Source organism: Pseudobdellovibrionaceae bacterium (assembly GCA_015163855.1).
Classification (GTDB): Bacteria; Bdellovibrionota; Bdellovibrionia; order Bdellovibrionales; family UBA1609; genus JAAOIH01.
In genome coordinates this window covers 12,799-32,767 of the sequence record JAAOIK010000038.1, presented here as the reverse complement: position 1 = coordinate 32,767, position 19,969 = coordinate 12,799, and the positions used below count along the sequence as shown (strand labels likewise).

Sequence of the window (19,969 nt, the reverse complement as noted above, 5' to 3'; positions counted from 1 at the left end):
TTAACAAATACTTTTTTTAAGAGTTTTTTTTCATAGTAGGGAAAAGTAAAATATCACGAATACTACTTTGACCAGTAATTAACATAACCAGTCTTTCAATACCAATACCCACTCCACCTGTGGGAGGCATTCCCACTTCAATAGCGTGTAAAAAATCTTTATCCATAGGTTGGGCTTCGTCATCAACTACACGAGAAGCTTCTTGCTCTTTTAATCTAGCCAATTGGTCTTCGGGGTCGTTTAACTCGGTATAAGCATTACCTAATTCCATACAAGCCACCATTGGTTCAAAACGCTCGACCACATCTTTTTTACTACGGTGAGTTTTTGTTAAAGGCGAAACCGATTTAGGAAAATCCATAATAAAAGTGGGTTGCCATAAATGCTCTTCTGCAGTTAACTCGAAAGCTTCCATAATCATATGTCCTCGCGACATATTTGGTTTTAAATCACTACCTAAAGATTTTATTTTTGCAAATAACTCTTTATCACTTAAATCTTCAGGATTAAATTTAGCATATTTTTTAATACCATCATAAACGGTTAGTTTTGCCCATGGAGGAGTAAAATCAATTTCTTTATCTTGAAACATAACTTTATAACTACCCGTAATATTTTTTACCACAGTGCTAACTAGTTCTTCAAATTGCTTCATCTGATCATTATAATCGGTGTAAGCCTCATAATATTCTAACATGGTAAACTCTGGGTTATGAGTTCTGTCCATTCCTTCATTACGAAAATTTTTACCAATTTCATAAACTTTTTCAAAACCACCAACAACTAATCGCTTTAAATATAATTCTGGACTAATTTTTAAAAATAATTCCATATCTAATGTTTTATGGTGAGTAGAAAACGGTTTTGCTGCAGCCCCTCCATAAATAGGTTGTAGCACTGGAGTTTCTACTTCTAAAAAACCACGACTATCTAAAAAGTTTCTTACTTCTTTAATAATTTTAGATCTAGTTTTAAAAACCGCTTTAGATTCTTCATTCATAATTAAATCTAAATGTCTGTAACGGTATTTTAATTCTATATCTGTTAAACCGTGAAATTTTTCTGGAAGAGGTTCTAAGCTTTTACATAAAATTTGAAAACTTTTAGCACGAACAGAAAGTTCTCCTTTTTTTGTCTTAAAAGGATAGCCTTCAATACCCACAATATCGCCAATGTCTAAGTTTTTAAAACTCAATTGCTGTTTTTCAGAATCTAAATTGGTGGCTAGACTGCTTTCTAATTCTGTAACTTTTATATAGATTTGAATTTTTCCACTATCGTCTTGAATAGTAAAAAACGCAGCCTTTCCCATATCTCTTTTAGTCATTACTCGGCCTGCAACCACTAATCGCACCTCTGGTAAAGACTCTCCTGTTTGAATATCACTATATTTATCAAAAACCGCTTTAGTCATATGGGTTTTAGAAAAATTATGAGGAAAAGCATTAATGCCTGCTTCTTTTAGCCTTTGTAATTTTTTTTGCTTCTCTAGTTTTAACGGATTTTCTTTCATAGTTCTCTTACCTTTTACTGATTACTAATTTATTTTCCTTTATAAATATTTATTATATTTTTTAATAAACTTAAAGCTTCACTTTTTGGTCTTTGAAATGCATTTCTTCCCATAATACTTCCAAAACTTCCTCCCGAGGCCAAAGATTGAATTTCTGCTAAAATATCTTCCACAGATTTTGCTTCCCCTCCACTGAAAATAACAATACGCTTTTGGTTAAAGCTAGAATCTAAAACATGCTTAACCCTATCTTCTAAAGAGGATATTTTTATAGCATTTTTTATATACATTTTTTTGGCGGCTTCTTGCTCTATATGTTCTGTGGGAGGTTTTACTTTAATAATATGTGCTCCCAATTGGGCGGCAATGTGAGCCGCGTAAGCAATAACATCAATAGCAGTTTCGCCAGGTTTGGAAATAGCTTCACCTCTAGCATAAGACCAAATAACCACCACTAAACCCTTATCACGGGCTTGTTTAGAAATGTCTGCAACCTCTTCATACATTTGCTTACGATCTGCACTGCCTGGATAAATGGTCAAACCTATGCCCACACAGCCCAATTGTAACGCATCATCCACAGAGGCTGTAATAGCAGGAATGGGTGCTGTTGCATCACTCCATAAACTTTCTGAATTATTCATTTTTAAAATTAAAGGAATTTCGCCAGCAAAACGAGGGCTAGAAGCTTGTAAAAAGCCTAAAGGAGCGGCATAGGCGCTTAAACCCGCCTCAATAGCCAATCCAAAGTGATAATCAGGGTCATAAGCATCTGGATTATTAGAAAAACTACGAACGGGCCCATGTTCAAAGCCTTGGTCCACAGGTAAAATCACTAATTTTCCTGTACCAGACAGTTCTCCTTGATTAAATAATCTAGCTAAGTTATTTAAAACACCTGGGTTTTCAGAATTATACCATGACAAAATTTCACGAACTCTAGGGGACATTACTACTCCTTATATATTGTATCCTTTTCTATACAAGTGTGAATATATATAACTTATTGCAATAGTCACTCGTATTTTAAATAGAATTATTCTAAAATTTTTAATTCTAATACTTCTAACTTTTTAATCTGGTCTCTTAATAAAGCCGCCTCTTCAAATTCCAAATGCTTTGAGGCTTGCTGCATCTGTATTTTTAATTTTTTCTTATCCTTAACTATCTGTTTTAAAATTTTTGCATTGGAGGTGTTTTTTAAATCCGTATTTACTTCGTATTTTTTATGCATTTCAGACACCGATTGAACGGCTTTCGTATTTGCATACTCTTGTGAAGAAATACTAGCGTACATGTCTAATAAACTTTTTCCTACCGCTTTTGTTATTCCTTTTGGAGTAATATTATTTTTTACATTATAGCGTTCTTGAATATGACGACGGCGCTGCGTTTCTTCCATAGCTTTTTTCATAGATTTGGTAATAGTATCTGCATACAAAATTACTTTACCATTTATATTTCTAGCTGCTCTTCCGATGATTTGAATCAACGAACGTTCTGATCGTAAAAAGCCTTCTTTATCAGCATCTAAAATGGCTACCAAACTTACCTCAGGAATATCTAAACCTTCTCTTAATAAATTAATGCCAATAAGTACATCAAAAACCCCTAAGCGTAGTTCTCTAATAATTTCTGTTCTCTCTACTGTTTTAATTTCACTATGTAAATACTTTACTTTTAAACCTTGGTTTTCATAATAAGCTTGTAAAGATTCTGAACTTTTTTTCGTTAAAGTGGTTACCAATACTCTTTCTTTTTTTTTAATAATGTCTTTAATAACTTCTAGCAAGTTGTCTATTTGGTTACTAGCAGGCCTCACCTCTACTGCAGGGTCTAATAAACCCGTAGGCCTAATTACTTGTTGAATAATTTTATCGTTACTTTGCTCTAGTTCATAATTTCCCGGCGTTGCGGAAACATAAATCACTTTATTAGTTAAATTTTTAAATTCGGTAAAATGCAAAGGCCTGTTGTCTAAGGCCGAAGGTAGTCGAAACCCGTAGTTTACTAAAGTCTCTTTACGACTTCTATCCCCTCTATACATTCCTCCAATTTGAGGAACTGTTACATGGCTTTCATCAATAATGCACAAAAAATCTTTAGGAAAGTACTCTAGTAATGTAGGAGGAGCTTCTCCTTCTTTTCTACCAGTAAAGTGCCTAGAATAATTTTCTATTCCCGGACAAAAACCCATTTCTTGCATAAGTTCTAAATCATATTCTGTTCTTTTTTCAATACGATCCATTTCTGTATAGTGCATTTGTTCTTTATAAAATTTAATTCTTGTTTTTAGCTCTTCTTCAATAGTTTTTTTAGCCTTTTTAGTTTTCTCTTCATTGGTTACATGGTGAGAGGCTGGGTAAATAGCAACTTTGTCTAACTCTTTAACCAATTTTCCTCCAAAAACAGCTACCAAAGATAAACTTTCAATAAAATCGCCAAAAAATTCTACACGCACAACTTTTTGATCGTCATAAGGAAGAAATACATCCACCACATCTCCCCTAACTCTAAAAGTTCCTCGATGAAAATCATTATCTGAACGGTTATATTGAATACGAATAAGTTCTTTTAAAAAATCGTTGCGATTATATTTTTGATTAACTTCTAATTGTACAACCATATCTTCGTAAACTTCAGGAGAACCTAAACCATAAATACAAGATACACTAGAAATAATTAAAACATCTCTTCTTGCCAATAAAGAATGGGTTGCAGAGTGTCTCATTAAATCAATTTGTTCATTAATACTAGAGTCTTTTTCTATAAATAAATCTCTAGTAGGCATATAGGCTTCTGGTTGATAATAATCATAATAAGACACAAAATACTCCACGGCATTTTCGGGAAATAGATTTTTAAATTCTTCATACAATTGTGCTGCTAAAGTTTTATTGGGAGCTAAAATTAAACTAGGAATATTTGTTTTTTCTATAATATTAGCCATGGTAAAGGTTTTACCTGACCCCGTTACCCCTAATAAAGTTTGCTCTTTGATATTGGATTTAATATTGCTATTAATTTGTTTAATAGCTTTAACTTGATCGCCTGCTGGCTTATACTCAGAATGTAATTTAAAGTTATTTTTAGGCATACCTGTTTAAAAATACACTAAAATAGGTTTTAAAGCACTGTTTACTTTCTATTTTGCGCTATTTTTATTTACTTCCCAAATACTAGTGCCATTGGCTAAATCTTGAACCTGAATGCCTTTTTGTAACAATTCTTTTCGTAAATTATCCGACAAAGAAAAGTCTTTATTTTTACGCGCGGTAGTTCTTTGTTCTACTAACTGATCAATATCTTTAGGGTTTAAGTTTTGTTCTTTGAGTAATAAATTATCCAATTCGGTTAAAAAACTACTGGGAGTTTCTTGAAATAAAGATAAAAATTTTCCTGTTTTTACAAGCAGTGTTTTACAAGCGTTAGCATAAGCTTGCTTTTCTTTTAGCTTTCCTTCAGAAGTTTTTACATGAAAAGCATTTAATATTTTAAATAATTCGGCAAAGACCATAGGGGTATTAAAATCATCATAAAAAGCTTCTGTAATATTTTTTTCTGTAGTAGCAAAAAACTCTTTATCTTCTTTGGACAAAAGATTGCTATCCCCTTTCTTTCCTTCTAATAAAATATTTGCTTTATTTAATACAGAATAAAATTTCGCCGTGTTATAAGTTGCACTAGCAATACTTTTTTGATTAAAATTTAATTCGCTTCTGTAATGAACAGATAACATTAAAAATTTTAGCACTTCTCCTGTGTGTTCTTTAATAAAATCTTTGCCTAATATGATATTCCCTAAAGATTTAGACATTTTTTTGTCACCAAAATTAATCATATTGTTATGCATCCAATACTTAGCAAAAGTTTTGTCATTACACGACTCACTTTGTGCAATTTCATTTTCATGATGGGGAAATAATAAATCTATTCCTCCTCCATGAATATCTAACTCTTCTCCTAATAATGCTTTAGACATGGCCGAGCATTCAATATGCCACCCCGGCCGTCCTGGATATATCTTATTATCTTTTAGGCTTTTGTAATCCCATGAAGGTTCACCGTCTTTAGACGCCTTCCATAATACAAAATCTGCAGGGTGTTTTTTTCCTTCTTCTGTTTTAGCTCTAGTTCCCATTTGACTATCTTCTAAATTACGGCCACTTAGCTGCCCATAATTTAAATAATTTTTTACAGAAAAATACAAACTTGCGTTTAATACATACACAAAACCTTTCTTTTCTAAATTTTGTATAAAAGTAATCATATTAATTATATGCTCACTAGCTTTAGGATGTTGAATATCTTGAAAAGATAGTTTTAACTGCTTTTTATCTTTTTCAAATTCTTGAATGTAATGTTCGGATAACTGTAAAGGAGTCTTTTTTTCTTCAATACTAGCTTGAATGATTTTATCATCTATGTCGGTATAATTATAAACAAATTCTACTTTAAAACCCAAATGCTTAAACCAATAGGCCACTGTATTAAAAAAAATTAAGCCTCTAAAATTACCTATGTGTAAAAAATTATACACCGTAGGCCCGCAAATATACATTTTAACCACCCCTTCTTGTAAGGGCTGAAAAACTTCTTTACGCTTACTGTGAGTATTATAAATATGCATAGCTAATAGGCCTTTTTAACATAAAATAGGGCAAAAATTAGTCAGATTGGTAAAAAAAAAAAGAATTTTGAACTTTGTAGACTAAACTAAATCAGACTCAATTTGCCTAGATGCAACATCTTGTGATTCGTCAATTTTATTATAAACTTTTTCAGCAGCAATTTCTCTTAAAGAGTTAACCACTTCTTTATTTTTAGGCTCTGCCACATCGGTAAACTCTGCTCCTTTTAAAATCTGTCTTACTCTTTTTGCTGCTAAAACCACTAAAGCAAAACGGTTAGGAATTTTAGCTAAACAATCTTCAACAGTTACACGAGCCATAATTTAATCCTCTGATTATCAGTATTTGTATTATACCTTAAAGCCTATTTAACGATTCTTCAACCAGTTTTTTCAACTGAGCATAGGCATCTTCTAAGTTGTCATTAACGATTTCGTAGCTACATTTATGCGCCAAATCGATTTCTTTTATCGCCGTTTCCATACGCTTTTCTAAATTAGCCGCTTTTCCATCATCTCGTTGATTTAAACGCTTAATTAAAGAATCTATATGAGGGGGGTGAATAAAAATGCTAACCAAGTCGTAATTTTTCATTAAAGTTTGAGCACCCTGGATATCGATATCCATAATAATCAAAAAGCCTTTTTTCCAAGCTTTCTCTAGCTCTTCCTTAGGCGTTCCATACTTATAACCATGCACAACAGCCCACTCTGCAAAATAGGACTCTTTGGTTAACTCCATAAAGCGTTGGTCTGTTAAAAAGTAATAAGGCTGTCCTTCCTGCTCTCCAGGCCTCATAGAGCGCGTAGTACAAGTGATAGTATCATAAATTTTATTAGGAAAATCCGCTAAAAGACGCTTAATTAAAGACGTTTTGCCCACTCCACTAGGTCCAACAATAAGAAAAAATGCTTTTTGCATAATTTATTTATTTAACCCTTTTGTAAAAAAATACAAATACTTTTTTCAGCCTGCTTAATTTCATTAATGGCATGAAACCACTGGATATCTTTATCTTTTTTAAACCAGGTTCTTTGCCTCTTCGCCAAAGCCATAGTGGACCTTAATATTAAATCTTCAAGGCCCTTTTTATCTAGATCTCCCCTTAAATACATTTGAACCTCTTTATATCCAATACTAGACAGAGGTTTCCAATGGGCTTGGCCTTTTTTTAATATATCTTCTACCTCTTCAATAAACCCAGATTTAAGCATAAACTGGATACGCTTTAAAACGATTTTCTTAAGCTCTTCCCTTTCTACAAATAACGCTATTTTTTTAAATGGATAAGGAAATTCCTTTTTTTCTATGGCAAATTGAGCCTTAATTTCTGATAAGCTTTTTCCACTAGCTTCTATTACAGATAGGGCTCTTACTAGCCTATAAGTATCTTGGCCATGAATGGCATCGGCACTTTTAGCGTCTATTTCTTTTAAGATTTTATGTAAATGTAAAGCACCTTTCTCTTTACCCATTGTTTCATATTTATTTTTAATGAGGCTACTAACTTCATAATTAGGATACAAACCACTTTCTAAAGCACGAATATAAAAACCACTACCCCCTACTATAAAAAAATTTTTATAGTTATGCTGTTCTATGTTAGAAAAAAAATGATTATAATACCACGCCACCGTAGCTTCTTTTGGGTAATTTAAACAATCAAATAATAAATGAGGAACAGAAAGCATCTCTTCTTGAGTGGGTTTAGCAGTACCAATATTTAAATTTTTATAAAACTGTAAGCTGTCTGCATTAACAATAGCTGTGGAGGTGTCACTGATATTTAATTGTTTGCTAATTTTTAAAGCTAAATGACTTTTTCCAACTCCTGTGGAACCTAGAATAAAAATAGTTTTCTTCATTGATTTTGCATACTCCTTAACTTTAGGAAAAAATAATTTTTATTATATCGAGGTAATAATACACATTAACTTCAATATAAATAATTATACTGTTCTACCAAAATCTTTTTCTAATTTAGAAAAAGGATATTTTACAAACACAGGCCTACCATGAGGGCAAAAACTAGATTGATTTTCATCCATCTGCACTAACAAATCTTTCATTTGCTCTATGTTTAAAATTTTTCCAGCTCTAATGGCAGAATGGCAAGCCATTGTAGCAAATATATGACTAATTTTTTGCTCTAATACAAAAGAATCTGATTGCTCTTCTAACTCCTCTAACATTAAAGAAAAAGCCTCCAAAATAGAAGACTCTTTTATAAATTGAGGTACAGCCGCTAAAGTGATTGTATTATCTATTTTTTTTAAAAATACTCCTAATTTTTTTAAATCGTTTTTATACTCAAATAGTAATTGATTTTTTTCTTTAGAAAATTTTAGCTCTATGGGAATTAATAAATTTTGACTAACAATTTTCGAAGCTTTCCAATTTTTGTAAAGCCTTTCAAACAAAACTCTTTCGTGAGCTGCATGTTGATCAATAAAAATAATAGCTTCATTAGATTGAGTTACAATATAAGTAGAGTCCACCTGTGTTAAAACTTGTAAATTTTTCCACTTAAGTTTTTCTTTAGAATCTTTATTAAAGGAGTTGGAAGAATCTTTTACAAAATCTTTTTTGTAATCGTCTTTGCAATCTACAGAGATAGGTTCGTAATTGGTTTCTGATTCTAAAACAACCGTATTATGTTTTGGTAACTGATTATATTGGGTACTTAAAAAATTATCACTTTTAAAAGAAAGATTTTCTATTTTTTGTGAATTTTTTTTAACAGAATAATTAGAACTACTATATAAAGAACTTTCTTGCACAGTACTCATTCCTTTATCTTTTAATATGTCTTGCAACCAAGGGGCCCGTTCTATGCTAGATCTTAACGCCCGTAAAACCGCTTTATAAGCTCCTCCAGGGTTTTGAAATTTTACTTCTGCTTTAGAAGGATGAATATTAATATCAATATCCTCGGGTTTACAAAATACTTTTAAAACCACCATAGGATATTCGCCGTGCATTAAAAACTGCCGATACGCATCGGTAATGGCTTTTTGTAAGGCTCTATCTTTTACCCACCGATCTTGTACAAAAATCCAAATTTGCTTACTAGTTTTTTGTGTATGTTCTGGGCTAGCATACCAGGCTTGCACTGTAAATTCTTCATCCTTATAGTTGGCTTCATAAATAAAATCTAAACTAAAAATCTCTTTCACTCTATCTATTGAGTTTTTTTGAGCAGAAAATAAAAATACTAATTCTTTTTTTGTTTTTAATTTAAAACTGACATTAGAATAAGACAAAGCTAAAGCTTTAAACATTGCTTTAATTTTAGTAACTTCTGCAGCGGGTGATTTTAAAAACTTTAATCTTGCTGGTAAATTTTTAAATAAGTTTTTAATAACTACCGTGGTTCCAATTTGATTTCCAGATATTTGCGGAGAAGAAATAGCTCCAAAACTAGAATCAATACTGTAAGCCTTTTTTTGTCCTTCAAAAAAAGAAGACACTTTGCAATCACTAATAGACGAAATGCTAGCTAAAGCTTCTCCTCTAAAACCAAAAGAATGTAATTTCCATAAGTCTTCTATACAGCTAATTTTATTGGTGGCATGAGGAGTTAGTGCTAAAGCTAAATCATTTTTTTGTATACCTGCTCCATTATCTATAACTTGTACAAACTGTCCACCATCATCAATTACCACTTCAATAGAGGTAGCTTTAGCGTCTAAACTATTTTCTATTAATTCTTTAACTAAATGAGCAGGCCTTTCTACCACTTCGCCAGCGGCCATTTGATTAACAGTTTGATTGGATAAAATTTTAATGTTTTCTTTCATAGCGCTTAGTATTTAAATAATAAAGTGGTTTGCATCTCTTCAAAAAAAACTCCACCATTATAATGGTAACGGGCATCTATTTTAGCCGCCAAATTTTTAGAAACCTCCCATAAAGCACCAACACTTAACAGGCTCCCCCAGTAAAAATGGTTCATTTTTACACTATGAAAGGATTTTCCAGAAATTTCTTGTTTATAAACAGTAGCCTTCACCAATCTAAACGATGCACCTATACTCCAATAAATTAGTACATTATCTAAATCAGAAAGAGCAATGGGGTAACTAATGTCTCCAAACATAGTATAACCTGATAAAGATTTAGTTTGATCAGTATTAAGATCTTTATAATAAGAAGGCAATTTTGCATAAGAAAAATTAAAATTTAAAGGTAGTTTAGGGATTAGGCTTCCTGGCCCTATTAGCTGAAAGTTAATAGCTGTTAAAGGAGAATTTCTATTTTGTTCATCAACGATATTTTTTTCTGTAAATCTACTAAAAGAAAAACCTAAGCCTATATAATTATTTATATACACATACCTACTTTCTAATTGTTCTTTTTTAAATCGTGTTAATGTTTTTTTTAATTTTTTTTTCCTACGCTTTAACTCTGTTAATAATTTAATATCCACATCAGAAACAAAACCGTATGTAGATTTTTTTATTTTTACTTTTCGAAAACTACCAAAACTCTTTCCTTTATAAATTCTTTTAGAAGCTTGAATATTTTTATTAGCAGGCAAATAAGTAATAATATCTGCATCAAAATCATTGCTTTCATATAAAGCGGTTTCTGTAATAATTTTAGCTGGAGCAGCAGTTACCACTATGGAAAACAAAGAAATAACTATAAAAATACTTTTAGTCATGAGATAAGCCAGTACTTCCAAAACCTTTCTCTCCTCTTTGTGTCGCAGAAAGATTTGTATCCATTTTCCAATTAATTTGTACCACTGGTGCTAAAATTAACTGAGCAATTCTGTCTTGAGGAGAAATACTTACCTCTTGATTAGATAAGTTAACTAAAATAATTTTTAATTCTCCTCTGTAGTCTGCATCAATAGTTCCTGGACTATTTAAAACACTAATGCCTTTTTTATAAGCCCAACCACTACGAGAACGAACTTGAATTTCATAAGCAGAAGGAATTTCAAAACACAAAGCCGTAGAAACTAAAACTCTATCTAAGGGTGCAACAAGCAATGCTTGGCTTATTTGCGCTCTAACATCTAATCCACTAGCTAATAAACTATGATAAATGGGAAGTTCTCCTTTAAAATGCTCTAAAGTTTTCACTTTTACATTTACTAAAGGGTGAGAGTTCATTTTTAACCTCTAAATGCTATTTTTTAAAAATCTATTATTATATTTTTTCTACTTAAGAATTTAACAAAGCCTTGCGACTTAATTTAATTCTTCCAGAATGATCTACATCTAAGACTTTTACATCTAAAGTTTCCCCTTCAGACAAAATATCTTCTACTTTTTTTACTCTTTCATGAGCTAACTCAGAAATATGTAAAAGCCCGCTAGTATTAGGTAAAACTTCAACAAAAGCTCCAAAGTCTGTAATTTTTAACACTTTTCCAGGATAAGTTTTACCCACTTCTACCTCTGCTATAATAGATTCAATCATTTCTATGGCTGCATCTAAAGAGTTTTTATCTACAGCAAACACTGTAACCAAACCATCGTCTTCAATATCTACTTTTGCTCCTGTGGCTTCAATGATACCGCGAATTACCTTACCACCAGAACCAATAACATCTCTTACTTTTTTAACAGGAATTCTTAAACTTTTTTGTTTAGGAGCATGAATAGAAAACTCTTTACGAGGTTCTGACAAAGCCTTTTCCATTTCTTTTAAAATATGAAGACGCCCATCTTTAGCCTGAGCTAAAGCTTTTTCTAAAATAGCAAAACTTAAACTTTCTACTTTTATATCCATTTGTAATGCCGTAATACCTGTTGCACTTCCTGCCACTTTAAAGTCCATATCACCCAAATGATCTTCATCACCTAAAATATCTGTTAAAATAATATTTTTATCGCCTTCAGAAATTAACCCCATAGCAATACCTGCAATAGGAGTATGTACAGGCACCCCTGCGTCCATTAAAGCCAAGGAGCCCGAGCACACTGTTCCCATAGAGCTTGAGCCATTGGATTCTAAAACTTCACTAACTAAGCGAACGGTGTAAGGAAAATTATCTCCTTTTGGAATAATAGCTTGTAAAGCGCGTTCTGCCAGCATGCCATGCCCTACTTCACGACGACTTTGTCCACCCAATCTTCCCGTTTCTCCAACGCAAAAAGGAGGGAAATTATAATGCAGCATAAATTTCTTTGTTGCGGGCCCTTCTAGCTTTTCTAATCGTTGCTCGTCATCTTGAGTTCCTAAAGTTACAGCAGCTAAGACTTGAGTTTCGCCTCTGGTAAATACACTAGAACCATGAGCACGAGGTAATTCACCCACGATACAATCAATAGGCCTAACGGTAACCATATTACGACCATCTATACGCTGGCCATCTTCTAAAATCATATTACGAGCTATAGTGTATTTTACTTCTTCAAATACAGAAGAAAATTGTTTTTCTAATTTTTCTTTATCTTCAGAAATATTTTCTAGTAATTGTGTTTTGGCTTGTGACTTAAATTCTGCATATTTTGCATACCTTTGCATTTTGTCTTTACAAGATAAGGCCTTTTTAATTAATGGAGTTACTACCTCTTTTACTTTTTTTGCAAACTCTTCATTTTTTTCCTCTACAGTAAAGCTACGCTTCTTCCCTTTGCTAGCTTGGGTGGTTAAATCTTCTTGCGCCTTAAAAATGACTTCCATTTCTTTATACGCAAATTTTAAACCTTCTAAAACTTCGGCCTCAGAAACAAAGTCAGCCTCACCCTCAACCATTAAAATACCTTCTTTACGAGCAGCCACAAACAAGCTTAAATCGGCTTTCTTTAAAGCGCTAGAGCTTGGGTTTAACTTCCACTCTTTATCTATTCTAGCAATTTGTACTGCAGCCACAGGTCCACTAAATGGAATATCACTAACACTTAAAGCTGCAGATGCGCCGATAATAGCAAGACTGGTAAGGGAGGTTTCATTATCACTACTTAAAACCGTAGAAACAATTTGTGTAGGATTTTTATATCCATCAGGAAAACATGGTCTTAATGGTCTATCAATTAAGCGACAATTTAAAATAGTGTCACCGCTGGGGCGCCCCTCTCGTTTAAAAAAACCACCAGGAATTCTACCTACAGAGTAAAATCTTTCTTGTACTTCAACAGTTAGTGGAAAAAAATCCATTGTAGATGCTGATTTATCAGAAACTACTGTAACTAAAACTCGGCTATCTCCACACTTTACTAAAACAGCACCGTCGGATTGTTTTGCCAAACGGCCAGTTTCTAAAATAACCTCTTTACCTTGTAAATTAAAACTCACTGATTTCATAAATAACTACCTTTATTTTTTATTTTTTTATTGAATACTTTTACAGTAAAGAACTATTATCGTCTTAAACCTAAAGATTTAATTAGGTTAGTATAATTTTCGATGCTTTTAGATTTTATATATTTTAATAATTTACTACGACGGTTAATAAGTGTTTTTAAACCCTTCTGACCATGATTATCTTTTTTATGTATTTTGAAATGTTCTGTTAACATTTTAATTCGACCAGTTAATAAAGCCACTTGTACTTTTTCACTTCCTGTATCTAAAGTGGAAGTTTTAAATTCCTTTATAATATTCTTTTTTATCTCTTTCTGTAGCGGCATTCGGTCTCCTAAATAATGGTCTTTTTTTCTGTTTAACTTATTGAAAATACTTAAAAAGTGTTACTGAACAAGGGGTATTTCGTCAAGGAAAACTATTTTTTAGCCCCTAGGAGGTAAAAAAAGACTAATTAGCCATTATCCGCTTAATAGACAGCTTACCAGATATGGCTATTTCTAAAATACCTAGTAGCTCTTCGTCTTTATTTAAACACACATACAGGTGGCTTTCTTTTAATTTCTGGGCCTGCCTTTGAGCCACCACTAAGGCATTTTCCACGCTATGAGGAATTTGGCCATTTTTTAATAAATGGGCTTCTTTGCTAGAGAAAAAAATTTTATCCATTTCTAATAAAGTTTTATTTATGGGAATAAAGGCTTTGTTCCAACTGTCTTCATTATTGTTTTCAGATAGATTTAAATGTAAAGCTGTTGGCAAATCCATGGCTTGATTTAAATTGTACGGAGAAGAAGTGACGCGTCGTAAACTTTTAACTAAACCTCCCACTTTTAAATATTCTCCTAAAGCTTTAGCCCACGCCCTAACATAAGTTCCAGAACTCACTTTCATAGTGATTTTTAATATATTGTCTTTATAAGAAAGAAACTGCACATCTAAAAAATTCATTTCTCTAATGGGAATTTTTTCTAAATTTTTATTTTCCCTTGCATATTCATACAATTTTTTTCCTTTTACTTTTACTGCAGAATACATCGGAACTTCTAAAGAGATTTTTCCTGTTAATTTTTTAATAGCTTTTTTTATATCCATTTCGGAAAATAATAACTCTTTTTGCAAAGCAGTGGTTTTACACTCCCCTGTAATATCTAAAGTATCTGAAGTTTGTCCTAATAAGATTTCACAGTTATAGTATTTATTGTTTGAACTAATATAAGAAGCAATTTTTGTAGCTTCTCCTAATACTAAAACCAATAATCCAGAAGCAAAAGGGTCTAAAGTGCCACAATGCCCTACTTTAACTTTATACTTTTTTCGTATTTTATAAACCACATCATGACTGGTTAAATCTACAGGCTTATCTATTAATAAAAGACCAGAATATTTGGAAATAGACATAAAATTTACAAAGAATCTAATAAATTTTGAACAGACATTTGCTGTTGAACACTATCATCTAAAAAAAATGTTAATTTAGGATTAAATTTCATCCTAAGACGCTTGCTAATATAAAATTGTATTTCGGCAGCATGTTTTTGAAGAATTTCTATATGTTGATTTTCTTCTTTAGGTTTTAAATTTAAATCTTTATTTAAAAAAGAAACAAAGATTTTAGCAGTTCTTAAATCTCTAGAAACTATAACAACATTTATAGATATAATTACAGAAAATTGACTAGCTAGATTTTGAGAAATATAACTAGAAATTAATTGCTTAACTTCTTTGTTTACTTTTTGAATACGATGTTCACCCATTATAAAATCACCAATTACAATTGTTCTAAAACTAATTTTCTTTTAATTTCTTCCATGGTAAATAACTCCATAGTATCTCCACTTTTAATGTCATTAAAATCTTTAAGACCAATACCACACTCATAACCTTGAGCCACTTCTTTAGCATCATCTTTAAATCGTTTTAAACTAGACATTTCGCCCTCATAAAGGGTTTTTCCTTCTCTTACTAATCTAACCTTATTATTTCTTTTTGCTTTTCCATCGGTGACCATACACCCAGCAATTACTCCCACCTTAGACACACTAAAGACTTCTCGTACCTCGGCTTGTCCTATAATTTTTTCTACTTTATCAGGAGTTAACAACCCACTTAATTTTTCTTTTAAATCATCTAAAAGTTCATAAATAATACTGTAAATTTTTACTTCTATATTTTTTTCTTTTGCTAATTTTTGTCCAGCACTGTTTGCCTTTACATTAAAACCAATAATATTTACACCATCTGTAGTGCTTCCTAATAATACATCGCTTTCTGTAACATCTCCCACCCCTGAATGTAAAATTTTAATAGCCACTTCGTCGGTTTTCATTTTTTCTAAAGCCGCTTTAATTGCTTCTAAACTTCCTCCAACATCTGCTTTTAAAATTACTTTTAATTCTGTAATCTTATTTTTATCTAATTGAGCTAAAACACTTTCTGGATCAGAAGAATACAACGAGCTAAATTCTTTAGTTTTTGTATTTTCTATGGCTTCAATTAAAGATTTTGCCTCTTTTTCTGTCTTACAAACATAAAAAGTTTCGCCAATACCCACTCCTGAATCAAAGCCTGTAATTTGAATAGGGTCTCCAGCCTGTGCTATTTTTATTACTTTTCCTGTATCATCTAATATGCGGCGAACTTTAGCACATAAGGTATCTACTACTAAATAATCCCCCACTTTAACACTACCATCTTTTACTAAAATATTAGCGACATTACCTAAACCTTTTAATAAAAAGTTTTCGATAACCACACCCTGACCAGAGTTTTTAGGAAAAGTTTTTAACTCTAACATTTCTGCCATTAAAGCTAAACTATCTAATAAAGAATCAATTCCTATATTTTTTAAAGCCGATATTTCACAAAAAATATTTTCTCCGCCCCAATCTTCAGATACTAAATTATGTTCTGATAATTCTTTTTTTACTTTATCTAAATTAGCCCCTGGAGCATCTATTTTGTTAATAGCAACCAGTATAGGAACTTGAGCATCCAATGCATGATTAATAGCTTCAATAGTTTGAGGCATAACCCCATCGTCTGCCGCTACCACAATAATAACAATATCGGTAAGTTGAGCCCCTCTTGCTCGCATGGCTGTAAAGGCCGCATGCCCAGGAGTATCTAAAAAAGTAATATCTGCCCCCGAAGAGGTTTTTACTTTGTAGGCTCCAATATGTTGAGTAATTCCTCCAGCCTCTTTTTCTGTAACTTTAGTGCTTCTAATAATATCTAATAAAGATGTTTTTCCATGATCCACATGCCCCATTACTGTAACAATAGGAGGTCTTGCCGCAGACTCTGCGGAGTCGGTAGTAAGAATAGTCGATAACACATCTTCTTTAGATTTTACATGAGCTCTTACAGAAAAATTAAATTCTGGAACAATTAAACTAACTGTATCAAAATCAATACTCATATTAATATTTGCTGCAATACCATTTTTAATTAAAACTTTAATTAACTTTCCTGGTTTTATATTAAGCTGAGCAGCTAAATTAGAAATATTAATTTCTGCTCCCATTTCTACTACCCGCTTTGAACTTTTACTTTCTGTAATAAGTGTTTTTTTAAAGTCTTTATGAGAAAGAATTTTTTTACGGCGCTGTGGAAATACCACTTCTCTTTTTCTAAAATCAGAAACACTAAACTTAGGCACCTCACCCAAACCAGTAGTGGTTTTTGGTACTTCTTTTTTTACTATTTTTACTTCTCTTTTTTTATCAAAAGAATTTACAGAAGGCACCGTAGATTGAACAGAATTATCTGGCGAAAACCCAGGCCGCAAACCTCTTGAGCGCGCAGAGTAAGAAGATGGTTGATTTGTAGTAGGTGATTTTGTAGTAGATTTTTTGGCAATATCTATTTTTCCTAAAACCTTTGCCCCAGAGAATTTTTCTTTATTCACATCACTGTCTATAATGCTTGTAGAAGTGCTTTCTTTTGTATTTATATTTAGTGGTTTAATAACCACTTCTGACTTTCTTCTTAAAATAATTTTATTTTCTTTTAAATCTTTTTCTGCAGAAATCTTATTCGTTTTTTTTATTTGTGTTTTTTTCTTTACTGTGGGTTTTTCAATGCTGCTACTTACCGATTGTTTAGTTAGCTTTTTTTTAGTAACTTTTTTTGTGACTTTCTTTGTTGTTTTTTTTGTAACTACTTTTTTAGAAGCTGCTTTCTTTTTAGTTACTTTTTTCTTTTTTTTAGCAGATGCTGTCTCTGATTTTTTACTTAACCAAGATTTAATATCAGAAATTAACTGGTCATCTAAGACTACCATATGGTTTTTTACTACAAAACCTGCTGATTTAATTTCATCCATTAAGCTTAGGGTTTCTATACCTAATTCTTTAGCTAATTCAAAAACTTTCAAAACCTTGCTCCTTTCCTACTTTAAAATACTAATTTTACTGACTATTTACTTTACTCTGCTTTTTTTTCTGCTTTCTCTTCTGCTTTTTCTTCTGACTTTTCTTCTGACTTTTCTGCAGTTTCTTCTTCTACTTTTTCTTCTACTTTTTCTTCAGATTTTTCTTCAGATTTTTCCTCTGCTTTCTCTTCTTTTTGAGCAGTTTCTAAATTTTTCATTTCTTCTTTTAAAACATCTTCTGCAGATTTTTTTAAGCTTTGATTACCCAAACTTTCTTTAACAGATAATTTTAATTCACTTAAATTAGCAAACTTACCTTTAAATTTAATAGCCGTATCTAAAATCTTTTTTGCCTTTTTATCATCTTCTAATTCCAATAGATTAGTAATAATATCCACATTGGATTCTGCTAACATATCCACAGTAATAATACCGGAATTATTTAACACCCTTGCTTCTTCGTCTGATAAAACATCTAAACTCATTAGCTGTACTAAACTTTCTGCGGTTCTAGCCGATAATTGAGACTCTGAACAAATATCTAAATGCCACTCTGTTAATCGAGAAGCTAATCGAACATTCATTCCTCTTCTTCCAATGGCTAAGCTAAGTTGATCGTCAGGAACAATTACTTCCATTTGATTATTATTTTCATCTAAAACTACTTTAGTAATATCTGCAGGAGATAAAGCTTTACACACAAATTGAGCAATATCATCTATCCATAAAATGATATCAATTTTTTCCCCTCTTAATTCTTGAGTAATGTTTTGTACACGATTTCCTTTTACCCCTACACAAGAACCCACAGGGTCAATGGCAGAATCTGCTGTGTAAACGGCCACCTTAGCTCTGTTACCAGGGTCACGAGCAATGGCTTTGATTTCAATAATTCCTTCTGCAACCTCAGGAACTTCTGATTCAAATAATTTGCGCAAATAATCATTATGAGATCTAGAAATAATAATTTGAGGGCCACGACCAGTTAAACGAACATCAGCAATATAACCCTGTACTCGATCACCCGCTTTAAACATTTCGCCTTGAATTTGTTCTCTATAAGGCATGTAAGCCTCTGTTCTTCCCAAATCTACAACTACGGTTCTTCTTTCCACTCTACGAACAATACCAGAAGCCACTTCTCCTTTTCTTTGCTCAAACTCGGCAAATATGACTTCTGATTCTGCATTACGCACTTTTTGAACAATCACTTGTCGAGCCAACTGAGCCGCTACTCGCCCTAATTCATTAATTTCAATTTTAACCCCTACCGAATCGCCCACCTGTGCATTGGGGTCATAATTAACCGCATTAGATAATTTAATTTCTACTTCTTCATCAATAAAATCTGCATCTTGAACAGCTTCTTTAAATTCAAAAATTTCTACCTCACCCGATTTTTCATTATACTGAACTTCAATATCACGATAAGTGCCGTAGGTTTTATGAATCGCTGCCCCCACTCCTTGAATAATCGAATCCACCACGATATTGCGTTCTACGCCTTTATCCTTATGAATTTGATCAATTAATCTTCCAATATTAGAAAATAAATTTGCACTTGCTGACATAACCTTCCTCCGTTTTACTTAATATACTAAATTTGCTTTTTTTATTTGTTTCCATTTAACATCTTCAAAACCCTCTTTATCTAAACAAACACCATCGCTACTTACATTTAAAAGAGTAGCCTTTACCTTAGCGGTTTTATTAGCTTCTTTTTCGCAAATTATTTTAATAGACTGACCCACCACTTTATTAAAATGCCACGGCTCTATTAGCTTTCTATCTAATCCTGGACTAGAAACTTCTAATTCATAAGCCTGACTTATAAAGTCAGCAACATCTAGCTGTAAACTTAAAGCTTGCGAAACGCTTTCGCAATGATCTACATTAATGCCTTCTTTATGATCAATAAATACTCTTAAAATTAAACTCTGGCCTCTACGAAACTGTTCTAAAGCGTAAAAAATACAGCCCTTTCTTTCTACAACCTCTTTTACTAAGGTTTCCATTGTATCTAATTGTTTTATATCAGTGGAAGTTTCCATACTTAAAATAATCTCTTGCTTAAATATTCAAAAATGCTTTAAATTGCCCTTTTAAAAACACAAAAGAGAGCTAAAAAGCTCTCTTTACACCTCTCTTCTAACAAAAGCTTACTAAAAAAGCAAGCTTTCTATGTTT

General features: G+C 32.2%; 17 protein-coding genes. All 17 read right to left on the bottom strand.

Features of this window, described 5'->3' with window-relative positions; genetic code table 11:
- Window positions 1-16: 16 nt before the first annotated feature.
- Window positions 17-1,513, bottom strand: coding sequence for a lysine--tRNA ligase (gene lysS / locus HAW63_04735; GenBank protein MBE8163274.1), 1,497 nt, complete (start codon window positions 1,511-1,513; stop codon window positions 17-19).
- Window positions 1,514-1,542: 29 nt separating this feature from the next.
- Window positions 1,543-2,463 (bottom strand): class I fructose-bisphosphate aldolase, encoded by a 921-nt coding sequence (locus tag HAW63_04730; protein ID MBE8163273.1) that lies wholly within the window; start codon window positions 2,461-2,463, stop codon window positions 1,543-1,545.
- Window positions 2,464-2,549: 86 nt separating this feature from the next.
- Complete coding sequence (gene uvrB, locus HAW63_04725; GenBank protein MBE8163272.1) at window positions 2,550-4,610, bottom strand: excinuclease ABC subunit UvrB; 2,061 nt, start codon at window positions 4,608-4,610, stop codon at window positions 2,550-2,552.
- A gap of 48 nt (window positions 4,611-4,658) precedes the next feature.
- The gene (locus HAW63_04720; GenBank protein MBE8163271.1) at window positions 4,659-6,143 is read right to left on the bottom strand and encodes a cysteine--tRNA ligase; all 1,485 of its coding nucleotides are present in this window, start codon (window positions 6,141-6,143) and stop codon (window positions 4,659-4,661) included.
- 81 nt (window positions 6,144-6,224) lie between these two features.
- A complete protein-coding gene (locus HAW63_04715) occupies window positions 6,225-6,464 on the bottom strand; it encodes a DNA-directed RNA polymerase subunit omega (protein ID MBE8163270.1) in 240 nt (79 codons plus the stop codon).
- Between the two features lie 37 nt (window positions 6,465-6,501).
- Entirely contained in the window at window positions 6,502-7,065 is a 564-nt protein-coding gene (gene gmk / locus HAW63_04710; protein ID MBE8163269.1) for a guanylate kinase, read from the bottom strand.
- An 11-nt stretch (window positions 7,066-7,076) separates the two neighbouring features.
- Window positions 7,077-8,009: a tRNA (adenosine(37)-N6)-dimethylallyltransferase MiaA gene (gene miaA, locus HAW63_04705; GenBank protein ID MBE8163268.1), complete on the bottom strand. Its 933-nt coding sequence runs from the start codon at window positions 8,007-8,009 to the stop codon at window positions 7,077-7,079.
- A gap of 84 nt (window positions 8,010-8,093) precedes the next feature.
- A complete protein-coding gene (gene mutL, locus HAW63_04700; protein ID MBE8163267.1) occupies window positions 8,094-9,944 on the bottom strand; it encodes a DNA mismatch repair endonuclease MutL in 1,851 nt (616 codons plus the stop codon).
- Window positions 9,945-9,949: 5 nt separating this feature from the next.
- Window positions 9,950-10,810, bottom strand: a complete 861-nt coding sequence (locus HAW63_04695; GenBank protein MBE8163266.1) for a hypothetical protein — start codon at window positions 10,808-10,810, stop codon at window positions 9,950-9,952.
- The gene (gene dut / locus HAW63_04690; protein ID MBE8163265.1) at window positions 10,803-11,267 is read right to left on the bottom strand and encodes a dUTP diphosphatase; all 465 of its coding nucleotides are present in this window, start codon (window positions 11,265-11,267) and stop codon (window positions 10,803-10,805) included. The genes HAW63_04695 and dut overlap by 8 nt, the downstream gene beginning before the upstream one ends.
- Before the next feature lie 52 nt (window positions 11,268-11,319).
- Window positions 11,320-13,407, bottom strand: a complete 2,088-nt coding sequence (pnp, locus tag HAW63_04685) for a polyribonucleotide nucleotidyltransferase (protein ID MBE8163264.1) — start codon at window positions 13,405-13,407, stop codon at window positions 11,320-11,322.
- 56 nt (window positions 13,408-13,463) lie between these two features.
- The gene (gene rpsO, locus HAW63_04680) at window positions 13,464-13,733 is read right to left on the bottom strand and encodes a 30S ribosomal protein S15 (protein ID MBE8163263.1); all 270 of its coding nucleotides are present in this window, start codon (window positions 13,731-13,733) and stop codon (window positions 13,464-13,466) included.
- A 124-nt stretch (window positions 13,734-13,857) separates the two neighbouring features.
- Entirely contained in the window at window positions 13,858-14,808 is a 951-nt protein-coding gene (truB, locus tag HAW63_04675; GenBank protein MBE8163262.1) for a tRNA pseudouridine(55) synthase TruB, read from the bottom strand.
- Window positions 14,809-14,813: 5 nt separating this feature from the next.
- Window positions 14,814-15,164 carry a 30S ribosome-binding factor RbfA gene (gene rbfA, locus HAW63_04670; GenBank protein MBE8163261.1) on the bottom strand — a complete coding sequence of 117 codons (351 nt, stop codon included), beginning with the start codon at window positions 15,162-15,164 and terminating at the stop codon, window positions 14,814-14,816.
- A 14-nt stretch (window positions 15,165-15,178) separates the two neighbouring features.
- Window positions 15,179-17,785: a translation initiation factor IF-2 gene (gene infB, locus HAW63_04665; protein MBE8163260.1), complete on the bottom strand. Its 2,607-nt coding sequence runs from the start codon at window positions 17,783-17,785 to the stop codon at window positions 15,179-15,181.
- Between the two features lie 50 nt (window positions 17,786-17,835).
- Window positions 17,836-19,353: a transcription termination/antitermination protein NusA gene (gene nusA, locus HAW63_04660; GenBank protein MBE8163259.1), complete on the bottom strand. Its 1,518-nt coding sequence runs from the start codon at window positions 19,351-19,353 to the stop codon at window positions 17,836-17,838.
- Window positions 19,354-19,371: 18 nt separating this feature from the next.
- Window positions 19,372-19,833 (bottom strand): ribosome maturation factor RimP, encoded by a 462-nt coding sequence (locus HAW63_04655; GenBank protein MBE8163258.1) that lies wholly within the window; start codon window positions 19,831-19,833, stop codon window positions 19,372-19,374.
- Window positions 19,834-19,969: the final 136 nt, after the last annotated feature.